Origin of the sequence: Achromobacter sp. ACM04, assembly GCF_014851465.1 — a bacterium.
GTDB lineage: Bacteria > Pseudomonadota > Gammaproteobacteria > Burkholderiales > Burkholderiaceae_B > Achromobacter > Achromobacter aegrifaciens.
This window is the reverse complement of the sequence record NZ_JACUZS010000001.1, coordinates 1,897,469-1,914,652: the sequence shown is the minus strand read 5'-3', so window position 1 is coordinate 1,914,652 and position 17,184 is coordinate 1,897,469. Positions and strand designations below refer to the sequence as shown.

Here is a 17,184-nt window from a genome sequence, read left to right as displayed (position 1 = left end):
CGCGGCGCCGTGGCAGGCCCGAGGGCCGTCACCGCAAGGTCCGCGCGATTTTTCCAGGCTTATTCAGCGGCCCCTATGGATATCTTCATTCAACAACTGATTAACGGCGTCACGCTAGGCAGCGTGTACGCCCTGGTCGCCCTGGGCTACACCATGGTGTACGGCATCATCGGGCTGATCAACTTCGCCCATGGCGACGTCGTCATGATCGGCGCGATGGCGGCGACCACCATCGCCATCTCGCTGGTGGGCGGCGATCCTTCCACGTCCGCCTTCGTGGTGCTGGGCGTCGGCCTGCTGGTGTCCGTGCCGCTGTGCATGGCCGTGGGCTGGACCGCCGAGCGCGTGGCCTACCGGCCGTTGCGGCGCGCGCCGCGCCTGGCTGCCCTGATCACAGCCATCGGCGTGTCCATCATCCTGCAGAACGTGGCGATGATGGGCTGGGGCCGCAACTACCTGAACTTCCCGCAGGTGCTGTCGCCGCAGGTATTCGAGATTGCTGGCGCGCGCATGAGCTCGCTGCAGATTGCCATCGTGGTGATCGCGGCGCTGATCATGGGCGGACTGCTGGCCGTGGTGCACAAGACCCGCCTGGGCACGGCGATGCGCGCCACCGCGCAGAACCGCGAAGTGGCCGGGCTGATGGGCGTGAACATCAACACGGTCATTTCGGCGGCGTTCCTGATCGGCTCGGCGCTGGCCGCGGTGGCCGGCATGATGGTCGCCACCTACTACGGCGTGTCGCAATACACCATGGGCTTCATGCTGGGCCTGAAGGCCTTCACGGCCGCGGTGCTGGGCGGCATCGGCAATCTGGTAGGCGCCATGGCGGGCGGCCTGTTGCTGGGCATCATCGAATCGCTGGGCGCCGGGTACATCGGCGACCTGACCGGGGGCTTCCTCGGCAGCCACTATCAGGACGTGTTCGCGTTCTTCGTGCTGGTGCTGGTGCTGATCTTCCGTCCGTCCGGCCTGCTGGGCGAGCGCGTGGGAGACCGGGCATGAACGCAACCCTGAAAAGCAGCGGGTTCTCCACCCGCAACCTGATCGGCATCGCGCTGATCGGCGTGGTGCTGGCGGTGCTGCCCTTCGTGATCGGCATGGCCGGGCAGAGCTGGGTCCGCATCCTGAACTTCGCGCTGTTGTACGTGATGCTGTCGCTGGGCCTGAACATCGTGGTGGGCTTCGCGGGCCTGCTGGACCTGGGCTACATCGCGTTCTACGCGGTGGGCGCCTACACCTGGGCGTTGCTGGCATCGCCCCATTTCGGCCTGCACCTGCCGTTCTGGGCGATCCTGCCGATCGCGCTGGCGGTGGCCTGCCTGTTCGGCGTGCTGCTGGGCGCGCCCACGCTCAAGCTTCGAGGGGACTATCTGGCCATCGTGACGCTGGGCTTCGGCGAGATCATCCGCATCTTCCTGAACAACCTGAACGCGCCGGTCAACATCACCAACGGACCGCAGGGCATCAACCGCATCGACACCTTCAAGGTCGGCGAGTTCGCCTTCGGCCGCACGGAAAGCCTGCTGGGCCTGCGCGTGACGGGACCCGAAAAGTATTACTACCTGCTGCTCGCGGTGACGCTGATCATCATCGTGGTCTGCGTGCGCCTGCAGAATTCGCGCATCGGCCGCGCCTGGGAAGCGATCCGCGAAGACGAGATCGCGGCCAAGGCCATGGGCATCAATACCCGCAACATCAAGCTGCTGGCGTTCGCGATGGGCGCGTCCTTCGGCGGCGTGGCGGGCGCCTTGTTCGCCTCGATGCAGGGCTTCGTCAGCCCCGAGAGCTTTTCGCTGATGGAATCCATCTCGATCCTGTGCATGGTGGTGCTGGGCGGCATGGGCCACATCCCGGGCGTGATCCTGGGCGCGTTGATCCTGGCCGCGCTGCCCGAGTTCCTGCGCGCGGTGGTCGAACCGGTGCAGCACATGCTGTTCGGCGCCGTGGTGCTGGACCCCGAGGGCATACGCATGCTGCTGTTCGGCCTGGCCATGGTGTGCGTGATGCTGTTCCGTCCGGCCGGCCTGTGGCCGTCGGCGGTGCGCAAGCGTGAACTTGCAACCAAGACCCAGGGAGGCGGAGCATGAGCAAACTGCTGCAAGCCCAGGGACTGGGCAAGCGCTTCGGCGGCCTGCAGGCGCTGTCGGACGTCAGCTTCGACATCGAGCAAGGCGAGATCTACGGCCTGATCGGCCCGAACGGCGCGGGCAAGACCACGCTGTTCAATGTGCTCACCGGCCTGTACATCCCGGAAGAGGGCAGCTGCACGTTCAACGGCGAGTCCATGTCCGGCAAGAAGCCGCATGAAGTCGCCTATGCGGGCCTGGCGCGCACCTTCCAGAACATCCGCCTGTTCGCCAACCTGAGCGCGATCGAGAACGTGATGATCGGCCGCCACATGCGCACCAAGTCGGGCGTATTGGGCGCCGTGTTGCGCACGCGCGGCACGCGGGCCGAAGAGGCCGCCACCGAAGCGCGGGCGCAGGAACTGCTGGACTACGTAGGCATCGGCCATCGCGCCAACGACGTGGCGCGTTCGTTGCCCTACGGCGACCAGCGGCGCCTGGAGATCGCGCGGGCGCTGGCCACCGATCCCAAGCTGCTGGCGCTGGACGAACCGGCGGCCGGCATGAACGCATCGGAAACCGTGGTGCTGCGCAAATTGGTCGAGAAGATCCGCGCCGACGGCATCACCGTGCTGCTGATCGAGCACGACATGAAGCTCGTCATGGGCCTGTGCGACCGCGTGCTGGTGCTCGAATACGGCAAGGTGCTGGCCATGGGCAAACCCGCCCAGGTGCAGCGCGATCCCAAGGTCATTGAAGCGTATCTGGGCGCAGGCGCCGCGCAGGATCCGCAGATTCATCAGGAGCGCCCGGCATGACGGCAGCATCCCAACCCCTACTGGAATTGCGGGGCCTGCAGGTTTCTTATGGCGGCATCCGCGCGGTGCGCGGCATCGACCTGCGCGTGGACCAGGGCGAACTGGTTTGCCTGATCGGCGCCAATGGCGCCGGCAAGAGCACGACGCTGCGCGCCATCTGCGGACTGGTGCCGCTGGCGGGCGGTGAAGTGGTCTACGGCGGCCAGTCCGTCGGCGGCCAGAAGTCGCATGAGCTGGTGCGCCGCGGTCTGGTGATGGTGCCGGAAGGGCGCGGCATCTTCGGCCAGCTCACGATCGAGGAAAACCTGGCGATGGGGGCCTATATCCGTCGCGATGCGGCCCAGATCCGCCAGGACACCGACCGCGTCTTCACGCTGTTCCCGCGCCTGGCGGAGCGCCGCAAGCAGGCGGCCGGCACGCTGTCCGGAGGCGAGCAGCAGATGGTGGCGATGGGGCGCGCGATGATCGCGCGCCCCAAGCTGCTGTTGCTGGACGAGCCTTCGATGGGCTTGGCGCCGCTGATGGTGGAGAAGGTCTTCGAGGTGGTACGCACCATCGCCAGCGAAGGCGTCACCATCCTGCTGATCGAGCAGAATGCGCGCCTGGCGCTGGAAAACAGCCATCGCGGCTACGTGATGGAATCGGGCGAGATCATCCTGTCTGGTCCGGCCGGCGACATGTTGCACGATCCCAAGGTGCGGGCGGCCTATCTGGGCGAGTCCGAGTAGGGCGCGGCCGGGATCTTTGGGGCGGGCGCGGCAGGGCTTCGAGCTTGCCGACGCCAGGGTTCTTGAGCCGCCGAGGCTGCCCTGCGTCATTCCGATGCTCGCCCCGGTGGGGCTGCGCTTCGGATGACTCCGGGGTCCTCGGCTGGCAGTCGCTTAATGCGCTGGCTTTGGACCCCGTTCATGGGCAGACATCGTGAGACGGTGGCCGGGCGGAGGGATCCGAAGCGCAGCCCCGCCGGGGCGAGCATCGGAATCCCGCAGTCCGGACGCCGGCGGCTCAAGAACCCTGCCGCACAAAAGAACCCAGCCTCACAAAGCCGCAGCGGCAGGGCTCCGAGCTTGCGGATGTCAGGGTTCTTTAGCCGCCGAGGCTGCCCTGCGCCATTCCGATGCTCGCCCCAATGGGGCTGCGCTTCGGATGGCTCCGGGCCGCCTCGGCTGGCAGTCGCCTAATGCGTTGGTTTCGGACCCGTTCATGGGCAGATGCCGTGAGCCGGTGACCGGACGGAGGGATCCGAAGCGCAGCCCCACCGGGGCGAGCATCGGAATCCCGCAGTCCGGACGCCGGCGACTCAAGAACCCCAGCCGTACAAAACCGAACGTCAGCAATTCAGCCAAAAACGTCCTAAGCCGGCGCGCGTTCACGGTCCACGGCCGCGACCACGCCCGCATCGATCAGCGCTTCGATTTCCTTGGCGTTGTAGCCGAACTCTCCCAGAATCGCGATGCTGTCCTCGCCCAGCCGCGGCGCCGCGCGGTGGTATTGCGCGGGCGTGGCCGACAGCTTCACCGGCATGCCTACCGTGCGCACCGTGCCCGCGACCGGGTGCTCCTGTTCCACCACCATGCCGCGCGCCAGCGTCTGCGGATGCGATAGCGCCTGGGCGATGGAATGCACAGGGCCCGCAGGCACGCCGGCCGTGTCGAATACGTCCAGCCACTCCTCCGCGCTGCGCGTCTTGAGGATGGCGGACATATCCTCTACCAGTTGATCGCGGTTCTGCATGCGGTCGCGATTGCGGGCGTAGCGGGCATCCTCGGCCCATTCCGGCTTGCCCAGCGCCTGGGTGATGCGCTGCCAGTTCTTCTCGTTGGCGCCGCCGATGATGATCCAGTCGGTCGCGGTGGGGAAGGCCTGGTAGGGCGCGCTCAGCACGTGCGCCGAACCCGTGGGGCCGGGGGACACGCCGCTGCCGAAGTAGATGGCGGCGTGCCAGTACAGCTGCTGCAGGCTGGCTTCCAGCAATGAAGTTTCCACGATCTGGCCTTCGCCCGTGCGCTGCTTGTGCTGGTAGGCCGCCAGCACGCCGAAAGCCGCCAGCAAGCCGGCGTTGATGTCCGCGACGGAGTTGCCGGTGCGCAGCGGCGGCCCGCCCGGTTCCCCGGTGATCGCCATCAGGCCGGAGAAGCCCTGCGCCACGAGGTCGAAGCCGCCCTTGTCGGCATAGGGGCCGGTGGTGCCGTAGCCCGACACCGCGCAATAGATCAGGCCCGGGTTTTCCTGGCGCAGCCGGTCGTAGCCCAGGCCCAGCTTTTCCATCGTGCCCTTGCGGAAGTTCTCGGTCACCACGTCGGCGTCGCGGATCATGCGCAGCAGGACCTTCTTGCCCTCCGGATGCTTCAAGTCCAGCGCGATGGCGCGCTTGTTGCGGTTGAGCATGAGATAAGGCGCCGAGATGCCGTTGATCTGCGGGTCCCGGTACTGGCGCGAATCGTCGCCGCCGTCGATCTTCTCGACCTTGATGACGTCGGCGCCCATGTCGGCCAGCATCATGCCGCAGGTCGGGCCGGCCATGATCTGCGACAGCTCGATCACGCGCATGCCGGAAAGGGCGCCGGCGGGGCGCTGGGTATCGTTATGCATGAGTCCTCCTTGCATGGGGTTCAGCGGGCGTTGAATTGCGGCTTGGCCTTGGCCAGGAAGGCCTGGTAGCCCGTGCGGAAATCCTCGGTGTCGAAGCAGTCGAAGGCTTCGTCGCGGTCGGCGTCGGTCAGGGCTTTGCCCTGCACCAGATTGCGGATGAACTTCTTGTGCCAGCGCGCGACCAGCGGCGCGCCGTCGGCGATGCGGCGGGCGGCGGCCTGGGCTTCGGAGGCGACCTGATCGTCGGGCGCCACGCGCGTGACCACGCCCAGGCGCAGCGCTTCCTGCGCGTCGAAGATGGTGCCTTCCAGCAGCACCTGCAGCGCGGCGGTCGGGCCCACCAGGCGCACCAGCGGCGCCAGTTCCGAGTACGACATCACCAGCCCCAGGTTCTTGATGGGCACGCCGAAGCGCGAACTCTGGCCGCAGATGCGGATGTCGGCCAGGCTGGCGATCTCCAGCCCGCCGCCCACGCAGATGCCGTGTATCTGCGCTACCACCGGATGGCGGCAGTTGCCGATGGCTTCTATGGTCCGGCGCATCACGGCGCCGTACTCGATGGCCTGGCGCTTGTTGCTGCGCGCGGTCTCGAATTCGCTGATGTCATTGCCCGGGGAGAAGGCCTTTTCGCCCGCGCCGCGCAGCAGCACGCAGCGCACGCTGTCGTCGGCGTCCAGCTCCAGGAAGGCGTCGCCCAGCAGCCGCCAGCTGTCTATGGTGAAGGCGTTGAGCTTTTCCGGGCGGTTCAGCACCACGGTCGCGATGTCGCCGTCGCGCTGGCACAGGATGGGGGAGGTGTCGGAAGTGGGGGTAGCGCTCATGGTGTTCCTTTGCGTGGGCGGGGGCGCACCCCCGCCGGGTTGCTGCGGGCTTACTGCTTGGTCAGGCCCAGGCTGGCGGTGAGCTTGCCGTACTTGCTCCATTCGTCCTGGACGTAGCTGGCGAAGGCCGCGGGGGTGGCCGGACCGCCACCCAGTTCCATGCCCTGGTCGGCCAGCTTGGCCTTGATCTCGGGATCGGCCAGCGTCTGGCTGAGCGCCTGGTCGAGCTTGTCCAGCACCGGCTTGGGCAGCTTGGCCGGGGCCAGCACCGCATACCACTGCACGATGTCCAGACCCTTGATGCCGGACTCGGCCAGCGTCGGCACGTCGGGCAGGCGCTTGCTGCGTTCGGTGCTGGTCACAGCCAGCGGCCGCAACTTGCCGGCCTGGATCTGGTTGATGGCGCCGGGCAGGGTGTCGAAGTTCATGTCCACGCTGCCGCCCAGCAGGTCGGTCATGGCCTGGCCGCTGCCCTTGTACGGCACGTGCTCCATGCTGACGCCCGCGATCTGAGAGAAGCGCGCGGCGCTCAGGTGTTGAGGGCTGCCCATGCCGGAGGAGGCGTAGGTCAGCTGCTTGGGTTTGGCGCGGGCGTCGTCCACCAGGTTCTGCACGCTGGCGTAGCTGTGCTTGGCCGGATTGACCACCAGCACGTTGGGCACCGACCCGATGTAGCGCACCGGCGTGAAGTCCTTGATCGGGTCGACGCTGGACTGCACCACATAGGGCGCGGCGACGGTGGACTGCATATTGGCCAGCAGCAGCGTGTAGCCGTCCGGATCGGCCTTGGCCACGAAGTCGGCCGCGATCAGGCCGGAAGCGCCGGGCTTGTTCTCGACCACGACCTGCTGGCCCAGCAGCGCCGACAGGCGCGCGGACAGGATGCGCGCCGATACGTCGGTGCCGCCGCCGGGCACGAAACCGACGATCAGGCGTACCGGCCGTTCCGGCCATTTGGATGCGTCCTGCGCCAGGGCGGGACTGGCGGCGGCCAGGCCGGCGGTCAACGCCAGGGCGCCGGCCCAGGCGCGAGCGTGCTTGTGCATGTGGGTCTCCTTTGGTGGTTGTCAGCCTGCCCGCGTGTTGCTTGATCTATGATGGGGTCAGGTTGGTATGCCTTTGGTGTTTGGTATACCAGATACAAAAATAGTCGAAATAGCGAGTGGCAACAACTCATGGCTAACCCTGAAGTTATGGACCAGTCCGTCCCCGATTTGGCCATTCATCACCCCACGCTGCCGGCCGTGGTGGCGGAAAAATTGCGGCAGCTCATCATCGACGGCACCTTCAAGCCGGGCACCTGGCTGAACGAGCGGGACCTGTGCGACCAGTTGAAGATTTCACGCACGCCGCTGCGCGAGGCCTATCGCATGCTGGCTTCCGACGGCCTGGTGACTCTGCAGCCCAAGCGCGGCGCGATGGTGATCGAGTTGTCGGCCGACGATGTCGAGAACATCTTCGATGTGCTGTCGGTGCTGGAGGGGCTGGCGGTGCGCAGTGCCGCCGAACGCGCCACGGACGCGGAACTGGCGCATATCGCACAATTGCACGCGCAGATGCTGCAAGGGTATGAACAGCGCGACATCCGCGCGTATTTCGCGGCCAGCATGGGCACGCATATCGCCATCAACCGGGCGGCCCACAACCCGGCGCTGACGCATTCGTATGACCGCTTGAACCTGCAGGTGCAGGCGTTGCGCTACAAGTCGAACTTCGATATCGACGAATGGACGGCGGCGGTGGCCGACCACGAGGCCTTCGTGCAGGCGCTGATGCAGCGCGACGGCGAGCTTGCGGAGTCGCTCATCCGCAGGCATGTGGGCAGCAAGAAGACCTACAACCTGCGCGGGCGCGGGGCCCAAGGCTTGAAGTGAGCTGTCATCGGCGCGGACGGCGCGGGCCCAGGGCTCGGCCGCCCGCCCGCCCGCTGGCGCGCTCAGGCCGGCTGCGCCACCACGCGCTTCCTGCCTATCATCAGCGCAATGACGGCGGCGATCAGGCCCGTCATGCCGGAGATGACGAAGGCCATCAGATAGCTGCCCTGGGCTTCGCGCACGGCGCCCGCCATCCAGGCGGCGCTGGCGGCGCCCAGTTGGTGGCCGGCGACGATCCAGCCGAACACGATGGACGCGTCGCGCTCGCCGAAGGCTTCGGTCGTCAGGCGCAGCGTGGGCGGCACCGTGGCGATCCAGTCCAGGCCGAAGAAGATGGCGAAGATCGACAGGCTGTAGAACGAGAAGTCGGAATAGGGCAGGTAGATCAGCGACAGTCCGCGCAGGCCGTAGTAGACGAACAGCAGCTTGCGTGGGTCGTAGCGGTCGGTGAGCCAGCCGGACGCCGTGGTGCCGATCAGGTCGAAGATGCCCATCAACGCCAGGAGGCCCGCGGCCTGCACCTCGGGCATGCCGTGGTCGCCGCAAAGCGCGATCAGGTGCGTGCCGACCAGGCCGTTGGTGGTGAATCCGCACACGAAGAAGGTCGCGAACAGGAACCAGAACGTGCGGGTGCGCGAGGCCCGGGCCAGCGCGCCGAAGGTGGCCGCCAGCATGCCGGTGCGCGGCGCGGCGGGCGGGGGCGGGGCATGCGGATCGCTGCCGTAGGGGACCAGCCCGACGCTGGCAGGCCGGTCCGGCACCAGCCACCAGGCCAGCGGTACCAGCGCCGCAGCAGCAGCCGCGACCGTCCACACCACGCGCGTCCAGTCGCCCGACGAGGCCAGCGCGGCCAGCACCGGCAGGAACACCAGCGTGCCGGTGGCGGAACTGGCGGTCAGCAGGCCCATCATCACGCCGCGGTGCTTGGTGAACCAGCGGTTGACGACGGTGGCGCCCAGCACCACGGCGACCGCGCCGGACCCCAGGCCCGAGAACACCCCCCAGGTCAGCAGCAGATGCCAGGACTGGGTCATGAAGGCGCTGGCCGCGCTGGACGCAGCCATCAGCATCAGCGCGCCGATCAGCACGCGCCGCAAGCCAAAGCGCTCCATCGCGGCGGCCGCGAACGGTCCCACCATGCCATACAGGAAGATGCCGACCGCGGCGGCCAGCGAGATGGTGCTGCGGCTCCAGCCAAAGGTTTCTTCCAGAGGCACCAGCAACACGCTGGGCGAGGAACGCAGGCCGGCGGATACCAGCAGGGACAGGAAAATCACCGCGACGACGACAAAAGCGTACTTCTGGCCGGCGCGCCGGAAAGGGACGGGAGGGTGGGCTATACTCATGTTACTGACCGGTACGTATTGGGGTTTGCGAATAGTACGTACCGGTCAGTAACATCGTCAAGCGATTTTTAGTCGATCCGTCATCCGGAAAGGAGCCCATCCATGGCCAGTAAAACCTCGAGCGCCGATCGGCCCGCATCCAAGCCGCCGCTGGCGGCCGAGCGCATCCGCAAGACCGCGCGCGAAATGTTCTACCGGGACGGCATCCGGGCGGTGGGCGTGGACGCCATCGTCAGCGAAGCGGGCGTGACCAAACCCAGCCTGTACCGCAGCTTTTCGTCCAAGGACGAGCTTGCGGCGGCCTATCTGCGCGACTATGACGCTGAGTTCTGGGCGCGTTTCGACGCGGCCTGCGCGGCGCATCCGGGCGATCCCCGGGCCCAGATCCTGGCCTACCTGACCGGCCTGGGCGTGCGCGCGGTGCAGAGCGGCTACCGGGGCTGCGGACTGACGAACGCGGCGGTGGAATACCCCGAGGCCGGTCATCCCGCCCGCGCCGTGGCGGTGGAACACAAGGCCGAGCTGCGGCGGCGCCTGGCCGCCATGGCGGCGGAAATGGGGGCGGCCGATCCCGACGCGCTGGGCGATGGCCTGTTGCTGTTGTTCGAAGGGGCCTTCGTCTCCAGCCAGCTATTTGGCGAAGGCGGGCCAGCCGGCCGGGTCGCGCAGATGGCGGACATGCTGATCCAGGCGCATCTCGCACAGCCCTGACGGGCGTCTTCGGAAGGGGCAGCACAAGAAAGGTGCAGGCAGCAGTGCACATGTGCACCATTTTCGGTGTTTGTACCCATTGCGCAACGCACAAAAAAATGGTTAAGAAATTTATTGCGGCGCAGCAAGCACAGGTCTAAGATGGACTCGTGTTGTTCCACATCGCTTTCTCAAGGAGAGAACCATGAGCGATACCGCGCTGAAGAATGCCCGCATGTCGGATGAGCTGGAACGTACCCTGATCCATGACGCGATCATCGCGGAAAGCCTGTCCGGCCACTCGTCCGGCTCGCGGTGGCTGCGCCTGAAAGTGCGCCTGGCCGCCTTCGGCGGCGCCGTGGGCGAGGTGTTGCATGACATGGACGCCGGCCGCCGCCAGCACCCCGTGGTCTCCGCCTACCACTGAGCCCGATAGCGGGTACGAGAAAAACGCCAGCATCGCTGGCGTTTTTTTATTCCAGGCTATCCCTGGGGCTCAGACCAGCATGTCCGCCACCAGATAGCCATCCAGCAGCAGGATGCCGACCGTGGCCGCAACCGCGGCCCAGGCCCAGGCGCCGCGCAACACGTACTTGCCCATCAGGCTCTTGCGGCAAGCCAGCAGCACCAGCGGCCCCAGCGCGAAGGGCAGGGCCAGGCTCAGGATGACCTGGCTCAGCACCAGCAGGCCGTCCGGATCCTGGCCGCCGGTGAAGGCCAGCAGGCCGACCGCCGCGGCGCCCGCCACCAGCCGCGTCGCCAGCGCGCGGCGGCGGTCCGACCAGCCGCTGCCCACCTGGAAGCCCTGGGACAGGATGCGTCCGGCCAGCACGCCGGTGATGGTGGAGCTTTGGCCCGCGGCATACAGCGCCACGGCGAACACGATGGCCGCGCCGATGCCCAGGGTCTGGCCGATCACGGCATGCGCGTCGTCCAGGCTGGACACGATGATGCCCGAGCCCGACAGCGAGGCGGCGGCGACGATCATGATGGCGGCGTTGATCAGCATGGCCAGGCCCAGCGACACGACGGTGTCGTTGCGCGCCACGCGCATGGCCAGGTCGCGGGCGCTGGGCGGCAATTGCTGCGCACGCTGCGCGAGCGATCCGGAATGCAGGTACAGGTTGTGCGGCATCAGGGTCGCGCCAAGTATCCCCAGCGCGATCAGGAAGCCCTGCGGGTCGCGCAGCGCGCGGCCGGTCTGCGTGACGCCGTGCGCCACTTCCGTCCAGGCCGGGTTGGCCTTGAACAGCAGGAACACGAAGGACATGGCGACCACCGACAGCAGCAGGGCAATGAAGCGCTCGTGCTTGTCGGCGTTGCCGCGCGTCAGCGCCAGCACGGCGAACGTGCCGACGCCGGTCACCGCAACGCCCGCGATCAGCGGCAGCCCGAAGAGCAGGCGCAGCGCGATTGCGCCGCCGATGAGTTCGGCCAGGGCAGTCGCCAGGATCGCCGCCTCGCCGGCCAGCCAGGCGGCCTTGGCCAGGCGCGGCGACAGGTGGCGGGCCGTCAGCGTGGCCAGGTCCTGCCCCGTTGCCAGCGCCAGGCGCGACACCAGGATCTGGAAGCCCAGCGCCAGCAGCGCCGAGGTGATGACGACCAGCAGCAACCCGTAGCCGAAGCCGCTGCCGCCCGCGATGTCGGTGGCCCAGTTGCCCGGATCGATATAGCCCACGGCCACCAGGATGCCGGGGCCGGCGATGCGGCGCAGGCCCGCCGATACTTGGACGTCCTGCGCCAGCGCGGTCCTGCCGCCGGATATCGCGTAGATGAATTGGCCCATGCTCGCTCCTGAGAATGATTCTCATCATCCTCTTGGGGGGCGGCATCGTCAAATTGATTTTGGGCAAGCAGGGGATAGGGCGGCCCAATGGCGCCATCCTTCTCGGACGGGCCATGGGCTGCACCGGGGATCAGGACTTGAGCTTGGCGTCCATGGAGATCTTGGCGTTCAGCACCTTGGACACGGGGCATCCTTTTTCCGCCTTGCGGGCCGCGTCCTCGAAGGCCTGGGCGCTGGCGCCGGGAATGACGGCTTCCACCGTCAGATGGACAGCGGTGATGGCAAAGCCGTCATCCACCTTGTCCAGCGTGACTTCGGCCTTGGTGTCCAGGCTTTGCGCGACCATGCCTGCTTCGGACAGGATGTTGGACAGGGCCATGGTGAAGCAGCCGGCGTGAGCCGCGCCCAGCAATTCCTCGGGATTGGTGCCCGGGGTGTCGCCGAAGCGGGTGTTGAAGCCGTAGGCCTGTTCCTTGAGCGCGCCGCTCTGCGTGGAGATCGTGCCCTTGCCGGTCTTCAGGTCGCCCGACCAGTGGGCGGTTGCGGTTTTCTTCATGCGTGACTCCTGTAGAAGGACCGCGCCCGTCGCGCGCGCGGCCGGTGTGGGAGGGCGCGGGCCGCCCGCTGGGGGCGGGGCGCGCTGCCTGGAATGGCATGAACGATGATAAGGCGGCTGCGGGCGCCAGGCGCGGAAAGCGTCTGCGCGCAACGGCAAGCCTATGTAACCGCAGACCAGCTTTCTTGATGCGCGTCGCAAGGCGGCACGCGGCCATCAGGCAAAATACAGGCATCTGCTCACACCTCGCCGAGAACTGCTGTCATGTCTTACAAGCTCGTCCGCTACGCCTGCGCCATTGCGCTGGCCGTCCCCGCCTTGTCCGCCCAGGCTGAAATCGTCATCGGCGTGGACGTGTCCACCACCGGTCCGGCCGCGGCCATCGGCATCCAGACCAATAACGCGATCCGCTTGTGGCCGGCCACGCTGGGCGGCGAACCGGCCCGCTACGTGGTGCTGGACGACGGTACCGACGTCAGCCGCGCGGTGAAGAACATGCGCAAGCTGACCTCGGAAGACAAGGTCGACGCCATCGTCGGCCCCAACACCACGGCCGCCGCGCTGGCCGGCCTGGACGTGCTGGCCGAAACCGGCACGCCCATGATTGCGCTGGCCGCCTCCAGCGTCATCGTCGAGCCGCTGTCCGATCCGAAGCGCGCCTGGGCCTTCAAGATGCCGCAGAACGATTCGTTGATGGCCACCGCGCTGGTCACGGACATGAAGAAGAAGGGTCTGAAGAACGTGGCTTTCATCGGCTTCGCGGATTCCTACGGCGACAGCTGGTGGAAGGAGTTCACCGCCGCTGCCGGGACCGACCTGAAGATCGTGGCGCAGGAGCGCTTCCAGCGCACCGACGCGTCGGTGGTCGGACAGGTGCTGAAGGTCATCGCCGCCAAGCCGGACGCCGTGCTGATCGCCGGCGCCGGCACCCCGTCTGCCTTGCCGCAGAAGACGCTGCTGGAACGCGGCTACACCGGCGCCATCTACCAGACGCACGGCATAGGCACGCTGGAATTCCTGCAGGTCGGCGGCGCGGACGTGGAGGGAACCCTGTTCCCCACCGGCCCTGGCGTGGTGGCGCGCGAGCTGCCCGACGACAACCCGGTCAAGAAGGTGGCGGTGGCCTTTGCCGACAAGTACGAAGCGCGCTACGGCGCCAACACGCTGACCCAGTTCGCGGGCGACGCCTATGGCGCCTGGATGCTGCTGGACTCGGCGGTGGCGCGGGCGCTCAAGACCGGGGCCAAGCCTGGTACGCCGGAATTCCGCGCGGCGCTGCGGGATGCTCTGGAAAACACGCGCGACCTGGTCGTGCCCAATGGCGTGCTCAACATCACCAAGGACAACCACCAGGGTTTCGACGAGCGCGCCCGCGTCATGGGCATCGTCCGGAACGGCCGTTTTTCCTACGCGGAATAAGTGGGGACATATAAGTCTACGATTCGTAACTTGTCCTGACGCCCATAGGGCGGCGAAGCAAAAAGCAGGCTGCGGCCTGCTTTTTTTCGGGCATATGATTCGTGTCGAAATCATTTAATAGCGTATTATTTTTAGTGAATCCATATACCTCGAAATAAATACAGGAGAAACTGCCATGAGCCTGATCCGATCCAGACGTATGCTGGCCGCCTTGAGCCTGGGGGTGCTGGCGGCATGTTCCGACTCGGGATCCGACAAGGCTGCTCCGGCAGCGAATGCGCCCGCCGCGGCGTCCACCCTGGAAGCCGCCAAGGCCGCCGGCAAGATACGCATCGGCTACGCCAACGAAGCGCCGTTCGCCTTCATGGACAGCAAGGAAGCCAAGGTCACGGGCGAATCCGTGGAGATCGCCCGGGTGGTGCTCAAACGCATGGGCATCAACGAAGTGGAGGGCGTCCTGACCGAGTTCGGCTCGCTCATTCCGGGCCTGCAGGCCAAGCGCTTCGACATCATCGCCGCGGGCATGTACGTCACGCCCGAACGCTGCCAGCAGGTGGCGTTCTCGGACCCCACTTATGGGGTGGGCCAGTCCTTCCTGGTCAAGCAAGGCAATCCCAAGAATCTGCACAGCTATGAAGACGTGATGAAGAATCCCGACGCCAAGCTCGGCGTGGTGGTCGGCGCGATCGAAGCGGAGTACGCCTCCAAGATCAAGGTGCCGCCCGCCCAGGTGGTGGTGTTCCCGGATGCGGTCAGCGCGCTGTCCGGCGTGCAGGCGGGCCGCGCCGACGCCTATGCGGCCACGGCGCTCACGGTCAACGACCTGATGGGCAAGACCAGCGCGGCCAGCGGCCTGGAGAAGGCCGATCCGTTCAAGGATCCCGTCATCGACGGCAAGGACGTGCGCGGCTACGGCGCCTATGCCTTCCGCAGCGACGACAAGGCCTTTGCCGACGCCTTCAACGCTGAGCTGGCAAAGTTCATCGGCACCGAAGAACACCAGAAACTCGTGGCGCCTTTTGGCTTCACAGCAGAGGAACTGCCCAAGGGGGTCACGGCCGCCAAGCTGTGCGCCGGCCAGTAAGGGGGCGCGCATGCGGCTGATATCCGAACATTTCGCCGAGCTGGCGCCACCGCTCCTGCAGGGGCTGGCGGTGACCCTGGAGATCATGGCAGGCGCCGTGGTGCTGGCCGTTCCGCTGGCACTGGCCGCGGGCATCGGGCGCCTGTCGTCCGTGCGCCCGCTGCGCTGGATCGCGGCGGTCTACGTCGAGGTGTTTCGCGGCACTTCGGCCCTGGTGCAGCTCTTCTGGTTCTACTTCGTGCTGCCGCTGTTCGGCGTGCAACTGCCGGCCATGCTGGTGGGCATCGTGGTGCTGGCGCTGAACGCCGGCGCCTATGGCGCGGAAGTGGTGCGCGGCGCGATCCGCGCGGTGCCGCCGGGCCAGCGCGAAGCCGGCATCGCGCTGAACCTGACGCGCGGCCAGATCATGCGCCGCATCGTGGTGCCGCAGGCCGTGCCGGCCATGCTGCCGCCTGCGGGCAACCTGTTGATCGAGCTGTTGAAGAACACCGCGCTGGTGTCCCTCATCACCATCACGGACCTGACCTTCCGCGGCCAGCTGCTGCGCAGCGAGACCCTGCGCACTACCGAGATCTTCACCCTGATGCTGCTGATGTACTTCGCCGTGGCGCTGCTGATCACGGCCGGCGTGCGTCTGCTGGAACGCAAGGTGCGCGTGCGATGAAGCCGGTATTCGATTGGTCCTTCGCCCTGGAGATCCTGCCCACGCTGGGCTCGGCGCTGGTCATCACGATCGAGGCCACGCTGCTGGGCATGCTGGTGGCTGTGACGCTGGGCCTGGTGTTGGCCTTGCTGCGGCGTTCGCGGCTGCGCATCGTGTCCCTGCCCACCGCCTTCGTGATCGAGTTCGTGCGCAGCACGCCTCTGCTGGTGCAGATGTACTTCCTGTTCTACGTGCTGCCGCTGACCGGCGTGCGGATGTCGCCGCTGGCCACCGGCATCACCGCGCTGGGCCTGCACTACGCGACCTATTGCGCCGAGGTCTACCGCGCCGGCATCGAAGCCGTGCCGCGCGGCCAATGGGAGGCCGCCACCGCGCTGAACATGTCGCGCTGGCGCACGGCCGTGGGCGTGGTGCTGCCGCAGGCGATTCCGCCGGTGGTGCCGGCGCTGGGCAATTACCTGGTGGCCATGTTCAAGGACACGCCGCTGCTGTCGGCGATCACCGTGGTGGAACTGCTGCAGCAGAGCAAGATGATCGGCTCTGCCACCTTCCGCTACACCGAGCCCCTGACCCTGGTGGGCCTGCTGTTCCTGGTGTTGAGCCTGGTGGCGGCCTGGGGCGTGCGCGGCCTGGAGGCCCGCCTGCAACGATATGGAGGAAAGCGATGAGCGCCAGCGTAAGCATCAAGAACCTGCGCAAGCAGTACGGAGAACTGGAGGTGCTGCGCGGCATCAACCTGGAGATACCGGCCGGCCAGACCGTGGCAGTGATCGGCCCCTCCGGCTCGGGCAAATCGACCTTGCTGCGCGTGCTGATGACGCTGGACCAGCCCACCAGCGGCGACATCGAGATCGACGGCGTGCCCATGTGGACCGACGCGCAGGGCCGCCCCGCCGGCCTCAATTCAGAGCATCTGCGCAAGGTGCGCGGCAAGATCGGCATGGTGTTCCAGCACTTCAACCTGTTCCCGCACATGACGGCGCTGGCCAATGCCATGGAGGCCCCGGTGCACGTGCTGGGCATGTCGCGCGACCAGGCGCGCGAGCGCGCCGTGGAATACCTGGAGATGGTCGGGCTGGGCGACAAGCTCGATGTCTATCCCGCGCAGTTGTCGGGCGGGCAGAAGCAGCGCGTGGGCATAGCGCGCGCGCTGGCCATGTGCCCCGACATCATGCTGTTCGACGAGGTGACTTCCGCGCTGGACCCGGAGCTGGTGGGCGGCATCCTGCAGATCCTGCGCGACCTGTCGGCCCGGCGCAGCATGACGATGATCATCGTCACCCACCAGATGAAGTTCGCAGAACGCAGCTCGGACCGGACCCTGTTCTTCGACGAGGGCAACATCGTCGAGGACGCCGAATCGGCGGTGCTGTTCAGCCAGCCCAAGGAAGCGCGCACGCGCCAGTTCCTGGATTCGGTGATCGAAGGGCAGTAGCGCGGCGCTTGCGTGCCAGCCTTGACCCCG

At 66.9% G+C, this 17,184-nt stretch carries 18 protein-coding genes; 12 read left to right on the top strand and 6 right to left on the bottom strand.

Annotated features, from left to right (window positions below):
* The first annotated feature begins 75 nt into the window (after window positions 1-75).
* The 4 genes from IB259_RS08940 to IB259_RS08925 are packed head-to-tail and all read left to right on the top strand — an operon-like array spanning window position 76 to window position 3,615.
* Window positions 76-1,005, top strand: a complete 930-nt coding sequence (locus tag IB259_RS08940; protein WP_013394754.1) for a branched-chain amino acid ABC transporter permease — start codon at window positions 76-78, stop codon at window positions 1,003-1,005.
* Window positions 1,002-2,090 (top strand): ABC transporter ATP-binding protein, encoded by a 1,089-nt coding sequence (locus IB259_RS08935; RefSeq protein ID WP_054452355.1) that lies wholly within the window; start codon window positions 1,002-1,004, stop codon window positions 2,088-2,090. The genes IB259_RS08940 and IB259_RS08935 overlap by 4 nt, the downstream gene beginning before the upstream one ends.
* Window positions 2,087-2,887: an ABC transporter ATP-binding protein gene (locus IB259_RS08930; protein WP_054452353.1), complete on the top strand. Its 801-nt coding sequence runs from the start codon at window positions 2,087-2,089 to the stop codon at window positions 2,885-2,887. The genes IB259_RS08935 and IB259_RS08930 overlap by 4 nt, the downstream gene beginning before the upstream one ends.
* Window positions 2,884-3,615: an ABC transporter ATP-binding protein gene (locus IB259_RS08925; protein ID WP_054452351.1), complete on the top strand. Its 732-nt coding sequence runs from the start codon at window positions 2,884-2,886 to the stop codon at window positions 3,613-3,615. The genes IB259_RS08930 and IB259_RS08925 overlap by 4 nt, the downstream gene beginning before the upstream one ends.
* 625 nt (window positions 3,616-4,240) lie before the next feature.
* On the opposite strand, the gene IB259_RS08920 is transcribed toward IB259_RS08925, so the two are convergent.
* Genes IB259_RS08920 through IB259_RS08910 form a run of 3 tightly spaced genes read right to left on the bottom strand, consistent with a single transcriptional unit; the run spans window position 4,241 to window position 7,346 of the window.
* Window positions 4,241-5,479 (bottom strand): CaiB/BaiF CoA-transferase family protein, encoded by a 1,239-nt coding sequence (locus IB259_RS08920; RefSeq protein ID WP_192328574.1) that lies wholly within the window; start codon window positions 5,477-5,479, stop codon window positions 4,241-4,243.
* A gap of 20 nt (window positions 5,480-5,499) precedes the next feature.
* On the bottom strand, window positions 5,500-6,300 hold the full coding sequence (locus tag IB259_RS08915) for an enoyl-CoA hydratase/isomerase family protein (protein WP_125470024.1): 801 nt from the start codon (window positions 6,298-6,300) through the stop codon (window positions 5,500-5,502).
* A 50-nt stretch (window positions 6,301-6,350) separates the two neighbouring features.
* Complete coding sequence (locus IB259_RS08910; protein ID WP_054455963.1) at window positions 6,351-7,346, bottom strand: tripartite tricarboxylate transporter substrate binding protein; 996 nt, start codon at window positions 7,344-7,346, stop codon at window positions 6,351-6,353.
* 129 nt (window positions 7,347-7,475) lie between these two features.
* Between IB259_RS08910 and IB259_RS08905 the strand changes: the two genes are divergently transcribed.
* Window positions 7,476-8,174 carry a GntR family transcriptional regulator gene (locus IB259_RS08905; RefSeq protein ID WP_225588757.1) on the top strand — a complete coding sequence of 233 codons (699 nt, stop codon included), beginning with the start codon at window positions 7,476-7,478 and terminating at the stop codon, window positions 8,172-8,174.
* A gap of 62 nt (window positions 8,175-8,236) precedes the next feature.
* Here the strand turns inward: IB259_RS08905 and IB259_RS08900 are convergent, their stop codons facing one another.
* Complete coding sequence (locus IB259_RS08900; protein WP_192328571.1) at window positions 8,237-9,520, bottom strand: MFS transporter; 1,284 nt, start codon at window positions 9,518-9,520, stop codon at window positions 8,237-8,239.
* Between the two features lie 102 nt (window positions 9,521-9,622).
* Here IB259_RS08900 and IB259_RS08895 point away from each other — a divergent pair, with 102 nt between their 5' ends.
* Entirely contained in the window at window positions 9,623-10,231 is a 609-nt protein-coding gene (locus IB259_RS08895; RefSeq protein WP_054455971.1) for a TetR/AcrR family transcriptional regulator, read from the top strand.
* Window positions 10,232-10,415: 184 nt separating this feature from the next.
* A complete protein-coding gene (locus IB259_RS08890; protein WP_192328569.1) occupies window positions 10,416-10,637 on the top strand; it encodes an XRE family transcriptional regulator in 222 nt (73 codons plus the stop codon).
* A gap of 69 nt (window positions 10,638-10,706) precedes the next feature.
* On the opposite strand, the gene IB259_RS08885 is transcribed toward IB259_RS08890, so the two are convergent.
* Both IB259_RS08885 and IB259_RS08880 read right to left on the bottom strand, forming a co-directional pair.
* Window positions 10,707-11,996, bottom strand: a complete 1,290-nt coding sequence (locus IB259_RS08885) for an Nramp family divalent metal transporter (protein WP_175162986.1) — start codon at window positions 11,994-11,996, stop codon at window positions 10,707-10,709.
* A 130-nt stretch (window positions 11,997-12,126) separates the two neighbouring features.
* On the bottom strand, window positions 12,127-12,552 hold the full coding sequence (locus tag IB259_RS08880; protein ID WP_054455974.1) for an OsmC family protein: 426 nt from the start codon (window positions 12,550-12,552) through the stop codon (window positions 12,127-12,129).
* Between the two features lie 264 nt (window positions 12,553-12,816).
* Here IB259_RS08880 and IB259_RS08875 point away from each other — a divergent pair, with 264 nt between their 5' ends.
* The 5 genes from IB259_RS08875 to ehuA all read left to right on the top strand — a co-directional run bounded on the left by IB259_RS08875 (window position 12,817) and on the right by ehuA (window position 17,154).
* Window positions 12,817-13,971 (top strand): ABC transporter substrate-binding protein, encoded by a 1,155-nt coding sequence (locus IB259_RS08875; RefSeq protein WP_192328566.1) that lies wholly within the window; start codon window positions 12,817-12,819, stop codon window positions 13,969-13,971.
* A gap of 175 nt (window positions 13,972-14,146) precedes the next feature.
* Window positions 14,147-15,055 (top strand): ectoine/hydroxyectoine ABC transporter substrate-binding protein EhuB, encoded by a 909-nt coding sequence (gene ehuB, locus IB259_RS08870; RefSeq protein ID WP_156337399.1) that lies wholly within the window; start codon window positions 14,147-14,149, stop codon window positions 15,053-15,055.
* Window positions 15,056-15,065: 10 nt separating this feature from the next.
* Window positions 15,066-15,719, top strand: coding sequence for an ectoine/hydroxyectoine ABC transporter permease subunit EhuC (gene ehuC, locus IB259_RS08865; RefSeq protein ID WP_054455979.1), 654 nt, complete (start codon window positions 15,066-15,068; stop codon window positions 15,717-15,719).
* Window positions 15,716-16,387 carry an ectoine/hydroxyectoine ABC transporter permease subunit EhuD gene (gene ehuD / locus IB259_RS08860; RefSeq protein WP_192328563.1) on the top strand — a complete coding sequence of 224 codons (672 nt, stop codon included), beginning with the start codon at window positions 15,716-15,718 and terminating at the stop codon, window positions 16,385-16,387. Before ehuC ends, ehuD begins: the two co-directional genes overlap by 4 nt.
* Complete coding sequence (gene ehuA / locus IB259_RS08855; RefSeq protein WP_054455983.1) at window positions 16,384-17,154, top strand: ectoine/hydroxyectoine ABC transporter ATP-binding protein EhuA; 771 nt, start codon at window positions 16,384-16,386, stop codon at window positions 17,152-17,154. The genes ehuD and ehuA overlap by 4 nt, the downstream gene beginning before the upstream one ends.
* The last annotated feature ends 30 nt before the right edge of the window (window positions 17,155-17,184 follow it).

What these genes read in the sequence shown, in the direction of transcription:
- IB259_RS08895 (WP_054455971.1), top strand. Translation starts at nt 9,623, where the DNA reads ATGGCCAGTAAAACCTCGAGCGCCGATCGGCCCGCATCCAAGCCGCCG.
- IB259_RS08905 (WP_225588757.1), top strand. Translation starts at nt 7,476, where the DNA reads ATGGCTAACCCTGAAGTTATGGACCAGTCCGTCCCCGATTTGGCCATT.
- ehuB (WP_156337399.1), top strand. Translation starts at nt 14,147, where the DNA reads ATGAGCCTGATCCGATCCAGACGTATGCTGGCCGCCTTGAGCCTGGGG.
- IB259_RS08885 (WP_175162986.1), bottom strand. Translation starts at nt 11,996, where the DNA reads ATGGGCCAATTCATCTACGCGATATCCGGCGGCAGGACCGCGCTGGCG.
- IB259_RS08890 (WP_192328569.1), top strand. Translation starts at nt 10,416, where the DNA reads ATGAGCGATACCGCGCTGAAGAATGCCCGCATGTCGGATGAGCTGGAA.
- IB259_RS08920 (WP_192328574.1), bottom strand. Translation starts at nt 5,479, where the DNA reads ATGCATAACGATACCCAGCGCCCCGCCGGCGCCCTTTCCGGCATGCGC.
- IB259_RS08930 (WP_054452353.1), top strand. Translation starts at nt 2,087, where the DNA reads ATGAGCAAACTGCTGCAAGCCCAGGGACTGGGCAAGCGCTTCGGCGGC.
- IB259_RS08925 (WP_054452351.1), top strand. Translation starts at nt 2,884, where the DNA reads ATGACGGCAGCATCCCAACCCCTACTGGAATTGCGGGGCCTGCAGGTT.
- IB259_RS08940 (WP_013394754.1), top strand. Translation starts at nt 76, where the DNA reads ATGGATATCTTCATTCAACAACTGATTAACGGCGTCACGCTAGGCAGC.
- IB259_RS08915 (WP_125470024.1), bottom strand. Translation starts at nt 6,300, where the DNA reads ATGAGCGCTACCCCCACTTCCGACACCTCCCCCATCCTGTGCCAGCGC.
- ehuA (WP_054455983.1), top strand. Translation starts at nt 16,384, where the DNA reads ATGAGCGCCAGCGTAAGCATCAAGAACCTGCGCAAGCAGTACGGAGAA.
- IB259_RS08935 (WP_054452355.1), top strand. Translation starts at nt 1,002, where the DNA reads ATGAACGCAACCCTGAAAAGCAGCGGGTTCTCCACCCGCAACCTGATC.
- IB259_RS08875 (WP_192328566.1), top strand. Translation starts at nt 12,817, where the DNA reads ATGTCTTACAAGCTCGTCCGCTACGCCTGCGCCATTGCGCTGGCCGTC.
- IB259_RS08880 (WP_054455974.1), bottom strand. Translation starts at nt 12,552, where the DNA reads ATGAAGAAAACCGCAACCGCCCACTGGTCGGGCGACCTGAAGACCGGC.
- ehuC (WP_054455979.1), top strand. Translation starts at nt 15,066, where the DNA reads ATGCGGCTGATATCCGAACATTTCGCCGAGCTGGCGCCACCGCTCCTG.
- IB259_RS08910 (WP_054455963.1), bottom strand. Translation starts at nt 7,346, where the DNA reads ATGCACAAGCACGCTCGCGCCTGGGCCGGCGCCCTGGCGTTGACCGCC.
- ehuD (WP_192328563.1), top strand. Translation starts at nt 15,716, where the DNA reads ATGAAGCCGGTATTCGATTGGTCCTTCGCCCTGGAGATCCTGCCCACG.
- IB259_RS08900 (WP_192328571.1), bottom strand. Translation starts at nt 9,520, where the DNA reads ATGAGTATAGCCCACCCTCCCGTCCCTTTCCGGCGCGCCGGCCAGAAG.